Genomic DNA, 18,413 nt, shown 5'->3' with positions numbered 1-18,413 from the left:
AGGGCGCTCCCGGGTGTCCCGCGGTCTCGCCGGTCACTGCCTCCAGGCCCAGTGCAGGCGGTCCAGCCCGCTCTGGTTGTTCACCCGCAGGCTGAGGTCGGTGCCTGTGCCCTGGAGGGTGGTGAGGGAGTAGGTGTCCCCGTTGCGCAGGCCGGGCCAGTAGACCGAACCCAGGCCCAGTTCACGGATGGTGTCGGTCGCCGCCTGGATGTAGGCGATCTCGCTGGAGCCGTTGATCGGCCCGTTGTAGTTCAGCCCGGAGGTCATGGTGGCGCCGAACTCGTCCAGGATGGTGCGCGAGGCGCAGTCGCCGATGCGCGCCTTGAAGTCCTGCTTCCACTGGTCGGAGCTGGTCCAGTCGGTGTGCCAGAAGCCGTAGTTGTGCAGGGCCAGCCGGGTGCCGTCCAGCCGGCTGTCGGCGCACACGGGCTTGACGTCCTCGCTGTACTTGACCCCTCCGACGAGGATCCGGTCGCGGGGCACGGAGCGGTGGGTCGTCACCCAGCGGGCGGCGATGTCGCGCCACTCCTGGGAGGTGTAGCCGAACGGCTCGTTCATCGGCTCGAAGTACACGCGGGAGTTGCCCACGTAGGAGGAGGTGATCCGCGCCCACATCTGGTCGTAGGCGGCCTGGTTGTCGATCTTGCCGTCCTTGGCGTTGTCGGCCTCCCAGTAGCCCAGGATGACCTTGAACCCCTTGGCGGTGGCGGCGTCGATCGCTCCCTTGTACGACTTCCAGAACGGGCCGTTGACGGAGGTCGGGTTGACCGGCAGCCGGACGGTGTTGGCCCCCAGCTTGGCGAACCCGCCAATGATGGCCTGGGACTTGGCGTAGGTGGTGGCGTAACTGTCGGAGGTGGACAGCCCCGACGGCACGACCGCGTCATCGGCGTAGTTGTCCCGCGGGTCGGCCCAGTTGACCCCACGGAAGTCGCTGACGGGGATCACGGCCGCCTTGCCGGATGTGGGGGATGCGGCTTCGGGGGAGGCGGATGCGGGGGAGGTGAGTACTCCCCCGAACGCCGTGGCGCAGGCCAGCAATGCACCGAGGCAGGCTGTCCGGCGATGGTCCTTTTGCAACACGGCGTCTCCTTTTGAGCAGTTGCGTTCGCGAAACCCGCAGACACGGTCGACGACTGGGATAGCTCCCGCAAACTAGAAGACGATCCGAACAGAGGTCAACACATCAGCACACAAAGTTTCACCATGGCTTGCGTGCGCCTACGACCTGCCCCGAGTGGACGCTGTTCGATCTGGCGCAGCACCCTTGGGCGACGGGCGCCGCGTCTGGACCGCCACCATCGCCGCAGGCCCTACGACGCCCAGGGCACCGTGGGTGCCCCGCAGCTGCTGTACGGCCGCATTACGGTGGACCCCCTGAAGGTCGACGGCGACCGGCGTCTCTTCGACCTGCTCCAGGCCTGGGAGCCGGAGGAGCAGGAGGTGACGACGCGTCACGTACGTCTTCGCCCCGCCGGACGGGCAGAGTTGGGGCCCGCCTGCCGTACGAGGGCTTGACAGCCACGGTCGCCAGGTGGCTCAGGACCGAGGCGCACCACCTCGGCCTTCACGGCACACCTCGTGGAGACAGACGACCTCGACTGAACCGTCCCTCCCTGGAGGCCCGGCATGACATGGTCCGAACGCGTGGTGGTGCGAGACGGTGTCCGGCTTGTCTGCCGGGACTGGGGCGGGCCGGGGCAGCCCGTCGTGTTGCTGCACGGCCTGGCCGGTCACGCCGGTGAATGGGACGTGGCGGCGCGGCGTCTGAGCCCCCGGTACCGCGTCGTCGCCGTCGACCAGCGCGGGCACGGCGCCGGCGAACGGCACCCGCGGGACGTCTCCCGCGCCGCCTACGTCGCCGACGTCATCGCGGTGGTCGAGCAACTGGCGCTGCGGCGACCTGTCCTGGTCGGCCAGTCGTTGGGCGGGCACACGGCGATGCTCACCGCCGCCGCACATCCCGGAGTGGTCCGCGTGCTCGTCCTCGTCGAGGCGGGCCCCGGCGGACCGAACCCCGACGGGCCCGTGGACATCGGCGGATGGCTCGACTCGTGGCCGACGCCGTTTCCCTCACGCGAAGCCGCAGCCGCGTTCCTCGGCGGCGGACGGGTCGGTGCGGGCTGGGCGGCCGGACTGGAGGAACGCGAGGGCGGTGAAGGCGGTGAGGGCGGGTGGTGGCCTCGCTTCGACCGGGACGTGATGGTCCGCTCGCTGGCGGAGAACGCCCGGCGGTCGTTCTGGCAGGAGTGGGGGCAGGTCGCGTGCCCCACCCTCGCCGTCCTCGCCCAGTCCAGCTTCATCCCTGCGCGGGAAGCCGACGAGATGCTCCGGCAGCGACCCGAGACCGTGTCACTGAGCATCCCCGGCACCGGCCACGACCTGCACCTGGAACAGCCCGAAACCTTGCACACCGCGCTCTCGGTGTTCCTCGAGGGCCTCACCTGAAGGCCTCAGCGGACGGCTGTTTCTTCGATGTCGTCCCGCAACCGCCGGACCAGCCCCGCGACCGCCCACAGAGGACCTCCCCCACGGAGGGCCTTCCCCGGAGGACCTCCCACGACGGCCGACCACCACCGCCCCCACAGCCCCGGACGCCTCAAAGAATTACCGAACTCACGTACAACCCTTACGCCCCCTCGCCGGTCTCCTGATCGCCGACCGTGCCATGAACCTGAGGACAACTCCGGGCAAACGCGCACGGTCGCACCCCATCGACTGCGGATGCCCGCCAGGCATCCCCGCATGCAGCAGGAGATCCCGCATGCACAAGCACCACCCGCGCCGCACGGCACGGCTCGCCCTCGCGACGGCCGCCGCGGCCACGCTGACCGGCGGTCTGCTCACCTTCGCGGCGTCCACGGCGACCGCCGCCGACTCCACCGACGTCCCGCACGCCGACTTCAACGGCGACGGCATCGGCGACGTCGCCTTCTCCGCCCAGGGCGCCTACGTGAGCGGCAAGAAGGCGGCCGGCCAGCTCGTCGTCCTCTACGGCACCACGAGCGGCGTCTCGTCCGCCAAGCGCCACACGATCAGCCAGAACACCACCGGCAGCCCGGGCACCGCCGAGGCCGGGGACAACTTCGGCGCGGAGACCGCTTACGCCGACTTCAACGGCGACGGATACGACGACATCGCCGTCAGCGCCTGGGGCGAGGACGTCGGCAGCGACGTCGACGGCGGCGGGCTGGCCATCCTGTGGGGCTCGGTCTCCGGCATCACCGGCAAGGGCGTGACGGTCGCCGACCCGGCACCGTCCTCGCACGACTGGTGGGGCAAGAACCTCGCCGCCGGCGACTTCGACGCGGACGGCAAGGCCGACCTGGCCGTCGGCAACAGCACCGCCACCATCCACGTCTTCAAGGGCGGCTTCAACGCCTCCGGCGTCGCGGGCGGCCGCTACACCATCAAGCCCCCGATCATGGGCAGTGACGCGGGCGGCCCGATGAACCTGACCGCCGGTGACATCAACGGCGGCGAGACCGACCTGGTCGTCGACGGCTACGAGACCGAGACCGGCAACGGCTGGAACCGCAACTACTTCATCCCCGGCGGCCCCACCGGCCTGAGCACCGCGGGTGCGAAGGCCCTCAAGCCCGGCGTGATCACCGCGATCGGCGACATCGACGGCGACGCCTACGGCGACGTCGTCAGCGGCGCCTACTGGAACACCACCACCAGCGACGGCACCGCGATCCCGGACTCCGGCAAGGGCGGCAAGGTCTGGGTCACCTACGGCTCGGACGACGGTCCCCTCACCTCGTACGCCACCGGCATCACCCAGGACACCGGCAACGTCCCCGGCGCCGCCGAGACCAACGACAGCTTCGGCCATGAGCTCGACCTCGGCGACATCAACGGCGACGGCTTCCTCGACCTCGCGATCGGCGTCGCCGGCGAGAACATCGGCAGCGCCGCCAACACCGGCGCGGTCACGATCCTCTACGGCACCGCCGACGGCCTGAACACCACCTCCGGCACCCAGGGCTTCGCCCAGAGCACCGCGGGCGTCCCCGGCAACGACGAGGACGACGACAACTTCGGCATGGACGTCAAGCTCGACGACGTCACCGGCGACGGCAAGGCCGACCTGGTCGTGGGCTCCATGGAGAACGCCGGCAACGGCGGGGTCACCTACCTGCCCTCCGACGGCACGAAGATCATCACCACCGGCTCCCGTTCCATCGCCCCGAGCACCTCGGGCGTCTCCACGACGGGCACGCCGTACTTCGGCGCCAACTTCGCGGACTGAGCAGCCGTAGGACACCACCTGCCGGGCCCGTTCGTCCCCACGGGCCCGGCACCCCTTTCCCAGGAGCACCCACCTTGCGCAAGCGCCCCCTTCTCCTCGCCGCCACCCTCACCACCGGCCTGCTCACCGCCCTCCCGGCGGCCACCGCCTCCGCCGCTCCCTCCGGGCTCGCCGGCGACTTCAACGGCGACGGCTACCGCGACGTCGCGGTCGGCGCGCCCTGCACCGACGTCGGCTCCGCGAGCTGCGCCGGCGCCGTCGTCGTGCTGTACGGCTCGTCGACCGGTGTCTCGGCCACCCGCAAGGCCGTGATCACCCAGAACTCGGCCGGGGTGCCGGGCACCGCCGAGTCGGGAGACGTGTTCGGCGGCGCCCTCGCCGCCGCCGACCTGGACCGCGACGGCTACTCGGATCTCGTCGTCGGCGCCACGGGCGAGAGCATCGGCGACCGGGACGGCGTCGGTTCCGGCACCGTCCTGTGGGGCTCCAGCTCCGGCCTGTCCGGCGGCAAGGGGCTGCCGCAGCCGTCCACGCTCGCCGAGTGGGGCGGCTTCTCCCGGGGCATCGCGGCCGGCGACTTCGACGGCGACGGCGACACCGACGTCACGCTCACCGGCCAGAGCCACACCCGCCTGTACCTGGGCCCCTTCACTCGCACCGGCGGCCCGCTGAGCCACTACCGCGTCGGCGAGCTCGGCACCACGTTCGAGGTGACCGCGGGCGACATGACCGGCGACGGCGCGGCCGAGCGCGTCTACCCGCACGCCGTGGACGGCGACTCCGGCGGCCAGATCTTCTACTACCGCAGCTCCGGCCCCGGCGCCGGGTACACCCTGAACGAGCTGCCGAACGCCGACGGCTTCCCGGGCTCCATCGCCGACATCGACGGCGACGGCTACGGCGACCTCGTCCTCGGCGACGCCACGGACCCCAGCAGCCACAAGCCCGGCGGCCACAAGGGCGGCCAGATCACCGTCTGGTACGGCGGCCCGAACGGCCCCGACCCTGCGCAGACGCCGACCGTCGTCCACCAGGACACCACCGGCGTGCCCGGCTCGGGCGAGACCGACGACGCCTTCGGCTCGGCCGTGAGCACCGGCGACATCAACGGCGACGGCTACGCGGACGTCGCGGTCGGCGTCCCCGGCGAGGACCTCGGCTCGGCCGGGGAGGCGGGCTCGGTGACCGTGCTGTTCGGCTCGGCCTCCGGTCTGAAGAGCAGCGGCGCCCTGTCCTACACGCAGAACACCACCGGCGTGCCCGGCACCGCCGAGTCCTGGGACCGCTTCGGCTCCGCGGTCGACCTCACCGACCTGACCAAGGACGGCAAGGCCGAACTCGTCATCGGCGTCGACGGCGAGAACTCGGCCGGCGGTGTGTGGACCCTGCGGGGCGCCTCCACCGGCCCGACCACGACCGGCGCCAAGGGCCTGACGGCAGCGGACGTCTCCCTCAAGTACGGCCGCAGCTTCGGCTCGGTGATCGCCCAGTGACGTACCGTCAGCTCCCCTGCGAGGCCCGCACTCCCCTGCGGAACGGCGTCTCCGTCACCCTCCTCGCCGCGGCCCTGACCCCGCTCAGGCTCACCCTCGGCGCCCACGCCGCCACGGCCGCCAAGCCGTACGACTTCGACGGCGACGGCCGCGTCGACCTCGCGATCGGCGCACCGGGCGCCACGGTCGGCGTCCCCGGCGCCGCCGAGTCGAACGACCGCTTCGGCGACCACCGCGCCGAGCTCACCGTCTCCGCCACCGGCGAGAACGGCGACGGCGCGATCTGGTCCCTGCGCGGCGCGACGGGCGGCGTGACGACCGGCGGGGCGGCGAGCTTCGGCCCGGCGACGACGGGCGTGTCCACGGCAGGCAGCCCGGGCTACGGAACGGCTCTCAACTCCTGACCCACGAAAGGGACTTCACGATCCACCCTTCGACCACCCGACCCGACCCGAGACCCGACCCGACCGCAGGAGAACCCCACATGCTCCAGCACCACCGCCGCAAACGCCTCCCCGCCCTCGCCACGGCCACCGTCGCCGCCGCGCTGACGGCCGTCCCGCTGCTCACCGCCGTACCGGCCGCCGCGGCCCCCGCCAAGTACGCCGACGACTTCAACGGCGACGGCTACCGCGACCTCGCCACCGCCGCGCCGTACACCCCGGTCGGTGGCAAGACCGACGCGGGCGCCGTCGTCGTCAACTACGGCTCGGCGAACGGCATCAGCGCCGCGCGCCGCACCGTGCTCACCCAGAACACGGCCGGCATCCCCGGCGCCGCCGAGCAGGGCGACGAGTTCGGCACCTCCCTCACGTCCGGCGACCTGAACCGGGACGGGTACGCGGACCTCGTGATCGGCAGCAACGGCGAGAACGCCGACGCCGGCGCCGTGGTGATCGTCTGGGGCGGCGCGAGCGGCCTCTCCGGCGGCCAGGTCGTCCCCGACCCCGCCCCGTCGGCCCACGACGAGTACGGCATGTCCCTGGCCGTCGGTGACTTCAGCGGGGACGGCCGGGCCGACCTCGCCGTCGGCAGCACCGGCAGCGACATCTGGATCCACAAGGGCGGCTTCACCAAGGCCTCCGGCGCCGCGTCCCGCTACCAGCTCGCCACCGACCTGTACCCCGGCAGCAGCATCTACGGCGCCCAGAGCCTCGCCGCCGGTGACGTGAACGGCGACGGCACCGCCGACCTGGTCGTCAGCGGCAGCCAGGCGGAGACGTACGACGACGGCACCTTCGTCTACCTGGGCTCCACCGCCGGCCTCACCCGCCAGACGTTCCTGAAGAACGGCGCCTACGAGCTGGCGGCCGTCGGCGACCTCAACGGCGACGGCTACGCCGACGTGGTCACGTCGACGTACGGCGATGACGGCGTGACCAGCATCGGCGGCTCCGTCAACGCCTACCTCGGCAGCGCGGACGGCGTCCGCACCCGACCGCAGACCACGATCACCCAGGACACCCCCGGCGTCCCCGGCTCGGACGAGGAAGGCGACTGGTTCGGCAACGCCCTGTCCATCGCCGACATCAACGGCGACGGCTACGGGGACCTGGCCGTCGGCACGATCCACGAGACCATCGGCGCCGCCAAGATCGCCGGCAGTGTCACCGTCCTGCGCGGTTCGGCCGCCGGCCTGACCACCACCGGCGTCCAGTCCTTCACCCAGAACACGGCCGGCGTCCCCGGCACCGCGGAGTCCGCCGACCGCTTCGGCGCGTCGGTACGGCTGTCCGACCTCAACGGCGACCGCAAGGCGGACCTGTCCGTCGGCGCCGACGGCGAGAACCACCCCGCGGGCTCGGTCTACAGCCTGCGCGGCTCGGCCTCGGGCGTGACCACCAACAAGGCGGTCAGCTTCGGCCCCGGCTCGACGGGCCTGCCGACGTCCGGCTACCTGAGGCTGGGGCAGGTGATGCTGCGCTAGCGGCTCCCTGAACCCTTAATAGGCTTCCCTTAGGGGATGTCACAGCTCGGCCGCAAAGCCGGGCCCGAACCGCAGGGCCCGGCACGCGACTCTCCGGGACCAGGTACGTTCGAAGACGTGGCTGGATTCAGGATCGGACGGGGCAGCCGGAACAACGGCACCCCGCAGACGCGCCCCCAACAACCTCCGTACGGGCAGCAGGCGCCCCAGGGACCGTCGTACGGCTATCCCCCGCCGTCGCAGCAGCCGTACGGCGGCTCGGGCGGCGGCGCAGGCGGCTGGCCGCAGGCGAACGGCGGCGGTGCCCACGGCGGTTACGGCGCCGGCGGTCACGGTGGCCAGGGTGGTCACGACGAGCCGGAGTACTTCGGCGACGGCGGCTACCCGCACGACCCGGGCGGCGCCCCGGACCCGTACGCGGCGAACAACCCGGGCCACACCCAGGCCTTCTCGGTCGGCGAGGACCCCTACAGCCGGGGCGAGACCTACCAGGCGGGCGCGGCCCCGGCCGCCCCGATCGGCCCCCGCCTGCACTGGAAGCAGCTGCTGCGCGGCATCGTCCTGTCCCCCGCCCAGACGTTCCTGCAGATGCGGGACTACACGATGTGGGGCCCCGCCCTCGTCGTGACCTTCCTGTACGGCCTGCTGGCCGTCTTCGGCTTCGACGGCGCCCGCAACGACGCGATCAACGCGACCCTGTCGAACGCGGTCCCGATCGTCCTGACGACGGCCGTGGCGATGGTCCTGTCGTCCTTCGTCCTGGGCGTGGTCACCCACACCCTGGCCCGCCAGCTGGGCGGCGACGGCGCCTGGCAGCCGACGGTCGGCCTCTCCATGCTGATCATGTCCCTGACCGACGCGCCCCGCCTGGTCTTCGCGATGTTCGCCGGCGGCGACGCGACGTTCGTCCAGATCCTGGGCTGGGTGACCTGGGTGGCGGCGGGCGGGCTGCTGACCGTGATGGTCTCCAAGTCCCACGACCTGCCCTGGCCGAAGGCGCTGGGCGCGAGCGCGATCCAGCTGGTCGCGCTGCTGTCGATCGTGAAGCTGGGCACCTTCTAGGGCCCGCCGACGTACACAAGGGCCCCCGGCGTTCGCGCCGGGGGCCCTTTTTTCAAAAAATCTCGGGCATCGATGTCGAGAACCCGCGTCCGGCTCCGTCCCCGGGGTGAACGCGGCCAAGATGGTCGCACCAGTACCGAGGAGAGACACGATGGCCAAGTACCTGCTGCTCAAGCACTACCGTGGCGCTCCGGCGGCGGTCAACGACGTGCCGATGGACCAGTGGACGCCGCAGGAGATCTCGGCGCACATGCAGTACATGAGCGACTTCGCGGCCCGGCTGGAGAAGACCGGCGAGTTCGTCGACGGTCAGGCGCTCGCTCCCGAGGGTGCGTGGGTCCGGTACGACGGTGAGGGGCGCCCGCCGGTCACCGACGGCCCGTTCGCCGAGACCAAGGACCTCATCGCCGGCTGGATGGTGATCGACGTCGACAGCTACGAGCGCGCCGTGGAGCTGGCCGGAGAGCTGTCGGCCGCTCCCGGGGCGGGCGGGAAGCCGATCCACGAGTGGCTGGAGGTCCGCCCGTTCCTGACCGCGTCGCCCACCATCACCGAGTGCCATTGATGAACGAGGCGCTGCTGAGAAGCCTCACCCCGAGCGTGCTCGCCGTCCTCGTCCGCCGCGGAGCCGACTTCGCGGCGGCCGAGGACGCCGTACAGGACGCGCTGGTCGAAGCGGTCCGCGTCTGGCCCGCCGACCCGCCGCGCGACCCGAAGGGCTGGCTGGTCACGGTCGCCTGGCGCAAGTTCCTCGACCAGGCCCGGGCGGAGAAGGCCCGCCGCCGGCGTGAGGACCTCGTCGACGAGGAACCGGCGCCCGGGCCCGCCCCCGACGTCGACGACACACTCCAGCTCTACTTCCTGTGCGCCCACCCGTCGCTGACCCCGTCGTCCGCCGTCGCGCTGACGCTGCGCGCGGTCGGCGGGCTCACCACCCGCCAGATCGCCCAGGCCTACCTGGTGCCGGAGGCGACGATGGCGCAACGCATCAGCCGGGCCAAGCGCACCGTCTCCGGCGTACGGTTCGACCAGCCCGGCGACGTCGCCACCGTGCTGCGCGTCCTCTACCTGGTCTTCAACGAGGGCTACTCCGGGGACGTCGACCTCGCCGCCGAGGCGATCCGGCTCACCCGGCAGCTCGCGGCCGCGATCGACCACCCCGAGGTGGCGGGGCTGCTCGCCCTCATGCTGCTCCACCACGCCCGGCGCGCCGCGAGGACCGCCCCCGACGGCAGCCTCGTACCGCTCGCCGAGCAGGACCGCGGCCGCTGGGACACCACGTCGATCGCGGAGGGCATCGAGATCCTCCAGTCGGCCCTCGCCCGCGACCGGTTGGGCGAGTTCCAGGCGCAGGCCGCCATCGCGGCCCTCCACGCCGACGCGCCCACCGCCGAGGAGACCGACTGGGTGCAGATCGTCGAGTGGTACGACGAGCTCACGCGCCTGACGGACAGCCCCGTGGTCCGGCTCAACCGCGCGGTGGCCGTCGCCGAGGCGGACGGCCCCCGCGCAGGCCTGGCGGCACTCTCGGAACTGGACGCCTCACTGCCCCGCTATGCCGCGGTGGCGGCGTACCTCCACGAGCGCGACGGCGACCTTCCGACGGCGGCACGCCTGTACGCCGAGGCAGCCCACAAGGCACCCAACATCGCCGAACGCGACCACCTGACCCGCCAGGCCGCCCGCCTCAACGCCCGCCGCCGTCACGACTGACGACGACCCGACGACCCGCGCGCGGACGGCTCATAGGGCTTCCAGGTCAGAGGGCTTCCTTGTTCTCCCTGGGCGCCGCCTCTCCCGGCTTGCGCACGGGAGGCAGCACACTCCACGGGAAGTTGATCCACTCATCGGTGCGCTTCCACACGTACTCGCACTTCACGAGGGAGTGGGACTTCTCATAGATCACGGCGGACCGCACCTCGGCGACATGGTCGAGGCAGAAGTCGTGCACGAGCTTCAGCGTCTTGCCGGTGTCGGCGACGTCGTCGGCGATCAGGACCTTCTTGTCGGTGAAGTCGATCGCGTTGGGGACGGGAGCGAGCATGACGGGCATGTCGAGGGTGGTCCCCACGCCCGTGTAGAACTCCACGTTCACCAGATGAAGATTCTTGCAGTCGAGGGCGTAGGCGAGCCCACCTGCGACGAACACGCCCCCACGGGCGATGCTGAGCACGATGTCCGGCTCATACCCGTCATCGGCGATGGTCTGCGCGAGCTCACGGACGGCGACACCGAACCGCTCGTAGGTCAGATTCTCCCGCACCCTGTTGTCACCCATCCCGTCGCTCACACCTGGGTCCGATGGAAGTTCTGGAAGGACCGGGAGGCGGTGGGCCCGCGCTGCCCCTGGTACCGGGACCCGTACCGCTCGCTCCCGTACGGGAACTCGGCGGGCGAGCTGAGCCGGAACATGCACAGCTGCCCGATCTTCATGCCGGGCCAGAGCTTGATCGGGAGCGTGGCGAGGTTGGACAGCTCGAGGGTGACGTGCCCGCTGAAGCCCGGGTCGATGAACCCGGCGGTGGAGTGGGTGACCAGCCCGAGCCGCCCGAGCGAGGACTTGCCCTCCAGCCGGGAGGCGAGATCGTCGGGCAGCGTGATGACCTCGTACGTGGAGGCCAGCACGAACTCCCCGGGGTGCAGGATGAACGGCTCGTCGCCCTCGGGCTCCACGAGCCGGGTCAGGTCCGCCTGCTCGATGGAGGGGTCGATGTGCGGGTACCGGTGGTTCTCGAACACCCGGAAGTACCGGTCCAGCCGTACGTCGATGCTGGACGGCTGCACCATGGTCTGGTCGTAGGGATCGATCCGTACCCGCCCGGCGTCGATCTCGGCCCGGATGTCCTTGTCTGAGAGAAGCACGCCCCGAGGATACGCAAGGCGCGCGGAACGGCCACAATCCTGACCGCCCGCGCGCCCGGCACTGCACCTGCTGGTACTGCTGGTACTGGTAGTACTGCTCCTACGGCACGTGCTCCCGCTACCCCTTACAGCCGGCCTTCACCGCTACCGCTTCTCCAGCACCACCGGCACCGGCACCACACTGCGGAGCCGGGCACACCGGGGACACCGGAGGAGCCGGCCTGGACCGAGTCGCTCGGCCTGCTGCATCGGGAACGAAGCGGTGCTGAACACGTGCCCATCGGCACAACGGACGACGGTGCGCTCCATCAAGTCCTAGAGTCCCTTCCCCAAGAGCCGCGTCGGCTGCTACCTGCCTGACGACGAGAGGCCACATTACGGGATCAAAGGGACGGCCCTCCAGGCGGCACTCCGCCCCCACCCGGACCCTCTCCGACCCCTCCACCGTACGCCCCAACTCCGGTACCCCGCAGCCACATCCCGCCCCCTGAAACGCACTCAGGCCCCACGGCGTCAGCGCCGGGGGCCGGTGATGGGGTACAGTGACCAGGCGATCGGACACCGCCTCCGGATGATCTCGGGGCAGGCGTCTTACGCGGGTGTAGTTTAATGGTAGAACATCAGCTTCCCAAGCTGAGAGCGCGAGTTCGATTCTCGTCACCCGCTCCAGAGAGAAACCCCAGGTCAGCGGCCTGGGGTTTGTTTGTTATCTAGACCAATTTGAGGGCGGCGTGCCCTCTGCGTGCCCTAAGTGCAGGTCGAGCAGCCATTCCAGGGGCCTTCAGGCGTCGACTCGGACGCGATCGCGCCAGGTTGTCTCAAATATCGAGATACAGTTTCGGTGACCTGGATCACAGGTTCGCGCAAATGCAATTAAGTCGCGTAAGCAAAGCGGTAGTTGAGTGGCTCGTACCGCTTGTCAGGCGATGCTGACCTGGGACCTGATCGCGGCGGTGTTGATGAGGTCCGTGACAAGGGGGATGTCGGCGTCCAGGGGGCGGTCCTGTTCGACGGAGGCGCTGTGCTGGCGGAGCACGGTGTGGGCGGTGCGGGTGGCGGGTGCGAGGTGGGGTGGGCGGTGCAGGTCGGTGGCCTGGGCGAGGGCCAGAAGGTGGATGGCGGCGACCTGGACAGCGAGACCGATTGCGGTACGGGCGTGCCGGGCGGCGATGGTGCCCATGCCGACTTTGATCTGGCTGTGGGACTCGGTGGAGCGAGAGAAGGACCCGGCGGGCATGGTCAGGTGCACGGCCTCTGCCGGTCAGGGCGCATGCGTGGCTTCGGGGGGCGACGGCCGTCTCGTGAACCGTGTCGAGGGTTGAGGGTGTGACCGTCGAGGTAGGGGGGAGGGGGCGCGTGGGTCAAGGGGCCTTTGACGGCGTTCCGCGCTCAGCCGCCGCGACAAGAGCCCGAGCACACGTTGGCCTGACGACGCCCGGAGCACGGGAGGTCCCGGAGACCCAGTGGATCCGGGACATCCTCATGGCAACCTGCAGACCGGTGCCGCACGAGGGGGTGGGGGCCCGGGGCCGGGCGCGCTGAAGCGCATCAGCCCCGGCCGGCGAGGGCGCCGGTCGGGGCCGATCAGCGTGCGTGGTCGCGAAGGGTGGTCGCCTACGCGATGAAAGGCTCCATGAGGCTTCAGCAGAATGATCGCCCTCATTGGCGATAGGTGAGGCCCGGGGGCATTGCCCCTTTCATCGCCACACCTCCATCAGCCGACAGCGCCCGGCAGATGTTCCCACCCTCACGGCCGCAGACCAGTGATCGACGCTGCACGCGGCGACGTCCTCGCCCTGGAAGATCAAGCACTGCGCGGTCGCGGCACAGACGTCTTCTTCCTGGCGGTCTTCTTGGTCAGCTGCTTCTTCGCTGTCTTCTTGCCGCCGTGGTTACTCGGTGAACGCCCAGCCTTGGTTCGCCGTCCCATCGCAGGGGAACTGGGCGGCCTGTGCGCCATTCGCGGTGCTCGCGCCCGAGATACCCAGACACAGCCCGCTCTTGCGGTTCTTCATTTCGAAGACCGTGTCCGAGCGCCAAGTAATCAGCCAGTCCTGATTGGCGTCGCCAGAAGGGGTCGCCTGGATGGCCGCCGCGCCGGCCGAGGTGCTGGCGCCGTCGATGCCCATGTTCAAATCTGACCCTTGGTTCCAGAAGCTGACGTAGCTGCCGTCGGGGACGAGCGCCCATCGCTGCGACGAAGCGGAGCTTAAGGGCTGCTGAACGATCTTGGCGCCTACGGCGCTGCTACCGCCTGAAGGCTGCAGGTACTTCTGGGACTTGGTGTTTTTGACCCTGTAACTTACGACCGCCGCAGACTGGATGTCCGTGCGCGCCGCAGACTGGATGTCCGTGCGCGCCACGGGCGTCGGGTCACTGCCCTGCGACGACTGGGCGTTAGCCACGGCCGGACTGGCCGCCGCCATCAGCGCCCCAGCCAGAACCGCCCCGAGGACGTTCCTGGTGCATCTCTTGCGCATGTTATGTCTCCTTGCGTTGCGTGCTCTTGGTGTTACCGAGAGCACCCAATCAGGCCCGCCATCGAGGTCGCAAGAGAGTTCGAACGCTTTGACTGAAAGCGCTTACTTGACGCTTGCGTGTTGCATGTGGCCCTGCCCTCCGCCCGCCGACTCGGTCGCGCTTGCTGCCCGCCCTGCGCCCTGACCCGGACCGGGTCAGGGTGTCCTGCGGAGCGTTGCGCGCCCAATACTCGGTCGCCGCGAAGAACCAGGCCCCACACACATGACCGCGGAGCAGGCCATCGGCACGACGGGCCAGCGCCATGTTCAGCGACCGAAGACGGCCTTGATGCGTGGTGCACGCACTCGGTAGGGGTCGACGCCCACTTCCTAGCGGGCACCCGCGGACGCGTCTTGGGGATCACGCCAGTTAGCGAGCGCTTTCAGCCCAAATTATCGAACAAGCTCACGAATCATTCGGTTGGCTGGTTGAGTACTCGCGGCAACATCACCACGACCCGTCACAGAGGGAGATGTCATGCACGCAACACGAGCTAGGAGTGTCCTTGCTGCGGTTGTTACCGGGGCGCTGATGGCTGTGGCGAGCCCGGCCGTCGCTCAGGCCCAGGAGCCGCAGAGCAGTGACACCAGACAGCCCCGCCAGGAGTTCAACACGATCAAGAACCTCAAGTCCGGAAAGGTCCTGCAGGCCGTGAGCTCTGCCAACGGCGCCAAGGTTGTCCAGCAGCCCAGAGAGGTTGGCGTCAACCTGCAGGACTGGTTCCTCATCTTGGACGAGCCCTATCGCAGCTTCGAGAACTTCCAGTCGGGGCTGAATCTCGGTATCGACGGTGCCAGCACCGCTGTAGGCGCGGCGGCCATCACGGCGAGGGGATCCAGCGACACCAACCAAGACTGGGTGAAGGACGACGACGCCTACAGCGGGGAGTACTTCGCGCTGAGGAATCGCAAGAGCGGCTTGTGCCTGGGCATTTCAGGTGCGAGTACAGCCAACGGTGCACAGGCGGCCCAGTTCCGCTGCGACGGGTCGGCGAACCAGGGCTGGATACTGTCGCACTGACCGCCCCCACCTTCGAGGGCTCCATAGCGCACCCGAGCTCGCTTGCGGTCGGGACTCTTGGGGTGAAACTGAGCAGTTCCCGCCAGGATCTACCTTCACGGCGCCCCGGGACCTTGTCGGTCACGGGGCGCCGCGTGCTCCAGGCAATCATGCGGCGCGCTCGCGGCACGGTCCGTCATCACGGCGGCTGCATGCGACCTGCCAGCTTCCGGCCCCATGCCTGGCCCGGCGCTTCGATGTAGCGGTAGGTCAGCACACACAGGGGCAGGAGCACGGCATAGAACGCGACTTCCAGCAGAGGGTTGTCCCGCTGCCACCTGCCGATGGTGCCATCGTTCACCGCCAGGAGCACCGGATGCACCAGGTAGACCGAATAACTGATCGTCCCTAGCCCGATCAGCCAGCGCGGTATCCGCCGGTGCCGCAACGCCAGCCCGGCACCGAAGGTCAGCACGGCCAACAAGAATGCCACGATCCAACCGCGGCGGGTGAAATTGCTGCCGTCGCCGTACTGGTACGCGCTCCCCACAGCACAGGCGACCACAACGATGGCGGCGCAGGCCGCGTACCGCCACGTGCTCTCACCGTGCTGGGCCCGGTAGATGGCAGTGCCGAGGAACATCACCGCCAGAATCACCAGCCCTTCCCACATGGGGACCCCGCTGTTGAAGGGGACCAGGACGAGCGCCAACACGCCGCCCAGCACGCCCCCGAACACCCGTAGCGCAGGCGCCTTGGCGCTGGCACAGCAGATGGCGACCACCATGGCGATCGCGGCGATCGCGACGAGCGGGCCGGCGCCCAGCGCACCCGACAGGGCGGAGGCCGGCAGCGTGACACCCGCCAGCACACTGATGGCGGCAAGTACGGCCAGGGTGACGGATACTTCCGCCGAACGCCGGTGCAGACGGACCGTGAAGAGAGCAACCACCAGGAGATAGAACGCCATCTCATACGACAGCGTCCACAGGACAAGAAGCAGGTTGGGTGTCGCCAGCAGCTCTTGGAGCAAGGTGACATGGGCGACTGCCACGGACGCGGCACTCTGGCCGCCAAAGTCGCGGACCTGCGCAATACCCATCAGGTTGGCAGCGAGGACCGCGGTGACGACCACGGCCCACAGCGGGTAGATGCGGAACAACCGTCCAACCCAGAACCTTCGGACGCATCCCCGACGTTCAAGCGATGCTGGGATGATGTAGCCGCTGACCAGGAAGAACACCATGATGCCGTACCGGCTGGTGTTGAACTCCGGCATCAGTTCTCGCCGGAACTCTGCCAGGAACGAGTACGACGAGTGATCGAACACCACAACGAGTGCCGCGATGCCGCGCAGCGCGTCCAGCCAGGCCAACCGCGATGCATGAGCTGCCGCGGCGGGTACAGGTAATTGCGCCGTCACGGAGGGTGATCGCTCCGCTCCAGGAAGGGCGGGGGTAGAGGGCTCCATGCCCATGTTCACGTGACCGCCTGCGCCGATGTTCAAGTCCACCCGATCATTTGCTAGTGCGGCTCAAAGTCGATGGAGCGGAAAGGCAGATCCCGCGATCCGGCGAGCTGGCGAGGCGTCAGTCATTCCGCTCTACTCACAGGCCACCTCCAGGTTCGGGGCGGCCTGAGTGCACACGAATGGGGCCGAGCACTCGCGACGCCACACAGGACGGGCAGTGCCTCACTTCGGCTTCGGAGCCGCCGTGCACACCACAGAACACAGGACGCACAGCAAAGACGGAAGGCGATTCCCTTGCCGAAAACCGTGCACGCGGCGTGGCCTGGGGACTGCATACCGGACCCGGGTCGGAGAAACCCCGGCCGGGTCCGAACAGCAAGGCGTGGTCATGCCTCCGCACTCCGCCGCTGCCCGGCAGCGGACTCTCGCAGCTGCTGCCGCACCTCGGCATCGATGCCCTGCGCCAGCCTGCGCTGGTGCTTCGCCGTCGAGTGCTGATAGATCAGCTGGGCCCGCTCCGAGGACTGGCCGGCGCGGACCATGAGGTCCTTCAGCTTGGCGCCGGTGTCGGCGGCGAGGGTGTTGCCGGTGTGGCGGAGGTCGTAGAAGCGGAAGTTGTCCGGCATGCCGACCTTGGTGCGCGCCCTGCGCCATTTCCGGCCGAAGGTCGACCGACGGAACGGGGCGCCCTTCTCGCCGACGAACAGGAGGCCGTCGCGCTCCTTCTCGGCGAACCACTGAAGGTGTCGCCGCAGCTCCGGGAGCATGAAGTCCGGCAGGTACACGGTGCGCTTGCCTGCTCGGGTCTTGGGGTCACCGGTGACCCGCCTGCCGTTCGTCAGCTCGGGGGACGCGTGCGTGACGCGCAGCGAGCATTCGTCGAGATCGACACTGTGACGGCGCAGTTCGGCCAGTTCCTCCGGGCGAAGGGAGGCGAAGGCGCCGAGCAGGACCATCAGACGCCAGCGCGGGCCCATGGCATCGGCAAGGTCGAAGACCTGCTCGATGGTAGCGGTGGGGCGCTCGTCGGCCTCCTCCTTGCCTGCGCCCTTGATGCGGCACGGGTTGTTGGGCAGCAGGTCGTCGTCGACCGCTGTCTGCAGGATGGCCCTCAGCAGCCGGTACGACTTGGCGACCGTGGTGGCACCGGTCGCCTTCAAGCGCTCGGCCCTCCATGTGCGGACGGAGGGCGGGCTGACCTCGTCCAGGTTCTTGCCCCCGAAGGTGGGCAGGATGTGCAGGCGCAGCAGGCCGTCGTAGCGGTCGACCGTGGTCGGGGCCAGGCCGCGCTCCTCCGTCCAACGCAGTGCGTACTTCTCGAAGTTGACCGCTCCGGCATCCGGGTCGCGCCAGACGTTGCGCTCGATGTCGGCGCGGACGAGGTTAAGCCAGTCCTGGGCGTCGGACTTGGTCTCGAAGGTCTCCGGGGCGGTGTACCGCTCGCCGTCCGGGCCGATGTAGCGGGCCTGCCACCGGCCGGAGGCCAGCTTGCGCACCGTGCCGAACTCGCGCCGCCGCTGCGGCTTGCGTCCCGCCATCAGGCCGCCTTCCCGTAGCGGGCACGGATGCGGCGGACCGGCTCGACGGTGCGCGCCTCGACGTACTCGGCGACCGCGCTCTCGGGGATGCGGACGGGGCGGCCGAGCTTGACGTAGCGGATGCGACGCTCGGCGATGAGGCGGCGGACGAAGCGCTCGCCGGTGCCGAGCATCTCGCCAGCCTCGGCCACTGTGAGGAGGCGGTCAGCCATTCACGATCACCTCCTTCGGGGTGGGGCGCTGGATACGGGGAAGGGCGTGGGGTATCGCGGGGTGGGGCAAGTGC

At 69.7% G+C, this 18,413-nt stretch carries 18 protein-coding genes and 1 tRNA gene; 11 read left to right on the top strand and 8 right to left on the bottom strand.

All coding sequences use genetic code 11. The annotated features are described in order from the left end of the window. Positions 1 to 33 precede the first annotated feature (33 nt). Positions 34 to 1,083, bottom strand: coding sequence for a glycoside hydrolase family 5 protein (locus ACIREI_RS20085; protein WP_403334444.1), 1,050 nt, complete (start codon positions 1,081 to 1,083; stop codon positions 34 to 36). Between the two features lie 132 nt (positions 1,084 to 1,215). Between ACIREI_RS20085 and ACIREI_RS20080 the strand changes: the two genes are divergently transcribed. The 9 genes from ACIREI_RS20080 to ACIREI_RS20040 all read left to right on the top strand — a co-directional run bounded on the left by ACIREI_RS20080 (position 1,216) and on the right by ACIREI_RS20040 (position 10,450). Next, positions 1,216 to 1,518: a hypothetical protein gene (locus tag ACIREI_RS20080; protein ID WP_403334442.1), complete on the top strand. Its 303-nt coding sequence runs from the start codon at positions 1,216 to 1,218 to the stop codon at positions 1,516 to 1,518. 111 nt (positions 1,519 to 1,629) lie between these two features. Further along, complete coding sequence (locus tag ACIREI_RS20075) at positions 1,630 to 2,448, top strand: alpha/beta fold hydrolase (protein WP_403334440.1); 819 nt, start codon at positions 1,630 to 1,632, stop codon at positions 2,446 to 2,448. A gap of 316 nt (positions 2,449 to 2,764) precedes the next feature. Next, positions 2,765 to 4,255, top strand: coding sequence for an FG-GAP and VCBS repeat-containing protein (locus ACIREI_RS20070; protein ID WP_403334438.1), 1,491 nt, complete (start codon positions 2,765 to 2,767; stop codon positions 4,253 to 4,255). 74 nt (positions 4,256 to 4,329) lie between these two features. After that, positions 4,330 to 5,748 carry an FG-GAP-like repeat-containing protein gene (locus ACIREI_RS20065; RefSeq protein ID WP_403334436.1) on the top strand — a complete coding sequence of 473 codons (1,419 nt, stop codon included), beginning with the start codon at positions 4,330 to 4,332 and terminating at the stop codon, positions 5,746 to 5,748. Next, positions 5,745 to 6,152, top strand: coding sequence for an FG-GAP repeat protein (locus tag ACIREI_RS20060; protein ID WP_403334434.1), 408 nt, complete (start codon positions 5,745 to 5,747; stop codon positions 6,150 to 6,152). Before ACIREI_RS20065 ends, ACIREI_RS20060 begins: the two co-directional genes overlap by 4 nt. A gap of 80 nt (positions 6,153 to 6,232) precedes the next feature. Next, on the top strand, positions 6,233 to 7,675 hold the full coding sequence (locus ACIREI_RS20055; protein ID WP_403334433.1) for an FG-GAP repeat domain-containing protein: 1,443 nt from the start codon (positions 6,233 to 6,235) through the stop codon (positions 7,673 to 7,675). A gap of 36 nt (positions 7,676 to 7,711) precedes the next feature. Beyond that, positions 7,712 to 8,737 carry a Yip1 family protein gene (locus tag ACIREI_RS20050; protein WP_403334431.1) on the top strand — a complete coding sequence of 342 codons (1,026 nt, stop codon included), beginning with the start codon at positions 7,712 to 7,714 and terminating at the stop codon, positions 8,735 to 8,737. A gap of 151 nt (positions 8,738 to 8,888) precedes the next feature. Beyond that, positions 8,889 to 9,302: a YciI family protein gene (locus ACIREI_RS20045; protein WP_403334429.1), complete on the top strand. Its 414-nt coding sequence runs from the start codon at positions 8,889 to 8,891 to the stop codon at positions 9,300 to 9,302. Beyond that, the gene (locus tag ACIREI_RS20040) at positions 9,302 to 10,450 is read left to right on the top strand and encodes an RNA polymerase sigma factor (protein WP_403335087.1); all 1,149 of its coding nucleotides are present in this window, start codon (positions 9,302 to 9,304) and stop codon (positions 10,448 to 10,450) included. The genes ACIREI_RS20045 and ACIREI_RS20040 overlap by 1 nt, the downstream gene beginning before the upstream one ends. A gap of 46 nt (positions 10,451 to 10,496) precedes the next feature. Here the strand turns inward: ACIREI_RS20040 and ACIREI_RS20035 are convergent, their stop codons facing one another. Together ACIREI_RS20035 and dcd are read right to left on the bottom strand one after the other, a co-directional pair. Continuing rightward, complete coding sequence (locus ACIREI_RS20035) at positions 10,497 to 11,015, bottom strand: phosphoribosyltransferase (RefSeq protein WP_403334427.1); 519 nt, start codon at positions 11,013 to 11,015, stop codon at positions 10,497 to 10,499. Positions 11,016 to 11,023: 8 nt separating this feature from the next. Beyond that, complete coding sequence (dcd, locus tag ACIREI_RS20030) at positions 11,024 to 11,599, bottom strand: dCTP deaminase (protein WP_301998720.1); 576 nt, start codon at positions 11,597 to 11,599, stop codon at positions 11,024 to 11,026. Positions 11,600 to 12,194: 595 nt separating this feature from the next. Here dcd and ACIREI_RS20025 point away from each other — a divergent pair. Then, positions 12,195 to 12,268 (top strand) — tRNA-Gly (locus ACIREI_RS20025). 250 nt (positions 12,269 to 12,518) lie between these two features. Here ACIREI_RS20025 and ACIREI_RS20020 read toward each other — a convergent pair. Both ACIREI_RS20020 and ACIREI_RS20015 read right to left on the bottom strand, forming a co-directional pair. Next, positions 12,519 to 12,848, bottom strand: a complete 330-nt coding sequence (locus ACIREI_RS20020) for an aromatic amino acid lyase (RefSeq protein ID WP_403334425.1) — start codon at positions 12,846 to 12,848, stop codon at positions 12,519 to 12,521. 643 nt (positions 12,849 to 13,491) lie between these two features. Further along, complete coding sequence (locus ACIREI_RS20015) at positions 13,492 to 14,079, bottom strand: RICIN domain-containing protein (RefSeq protein WP_403334423.1); 588 nt, start codon at positions 14,077 to 14,079, stop codon at positions 13,492 to 13,494. Between the two features lie 517 nt (positions 14,080 to 14,596). Between ACIREI_RS20015 and ACIREI_RS20010 the strand changes: the two genes are divergently transcribed. Then, positions 14,597 to 15,139: an RICIN domain-containing protein gene (locus ACIREI_RS20010; RefSeq protein ID WP_403334421.1), complete on the top strand. Its 543-nt coding sequence runs from the start codon at positions 14,597 to 14,599 to the stop codon at positions 15,137 to 15,139. Between the two features lie 178 nt (positions 15,140 to 15,317). Here ACIREI_RS20010 and ACIREI_RS20005 read toward each other — a convergent pair whose 3' ends face one another. The 3 genes from ACIREI_RS20005 to ACIREI_RS19995 all read right to left on the bottom strand — a co-directional run bounded on the left by ACIREI_RS20005 (position 15,318) and on the right by ACIREI_RS19995 (position 18,339). Further along, entirely contained in the window at positions 15,318 to 16,493 is a 1,176-nt protein-coding gene (locus ACIREI_RS20005) for an acyltransferase family protein (RefSeq protein ID WP_403334419.1), read from the bottom strand. A gap of 482 nt (positions 16,494 to 16,975) precedes the next feature. Further along, positions 16,976 to 18,127, bottom strand: a complete 1,152-nt coding sequence (locus ACIREI_RS20000) for a tyrosine-type recombinase/integrase (protein WP_403334417.1) — start codon at positions 18,125 to 18,127, stop codon at positions 16,976 to 16,978. Further along, positions 18,127 to 18,339, bottom strand: coding sequence for a helix-turn-helix domain-containing protein (locus ACIREI_RS19995; protein ID WP_067436922.1), 213 nt, complete (start codon positions 18,337 to 18,339; stop codon positions 18,127 to 18,129). Before ACIREI_RS19995 ends, ACIREI_RS20000 begins: the two co-directional genes overlap by 1 nt. Positions 18,340 to 18,413: the final 74 nt, after the last annotated feature.

The sequence above is a fragment of the Streptomyces sp. NPDC093591 genome (assembly GCF_044764885.1).
Lineage (GTDB): Bacteria > Actinomycetota > Actinomycetes > Streptomycetales > Streptomycetaceae > Streptomyces.
This window is presented reverse-complemented; position numbering and strand designations above follow the sequence as displayed.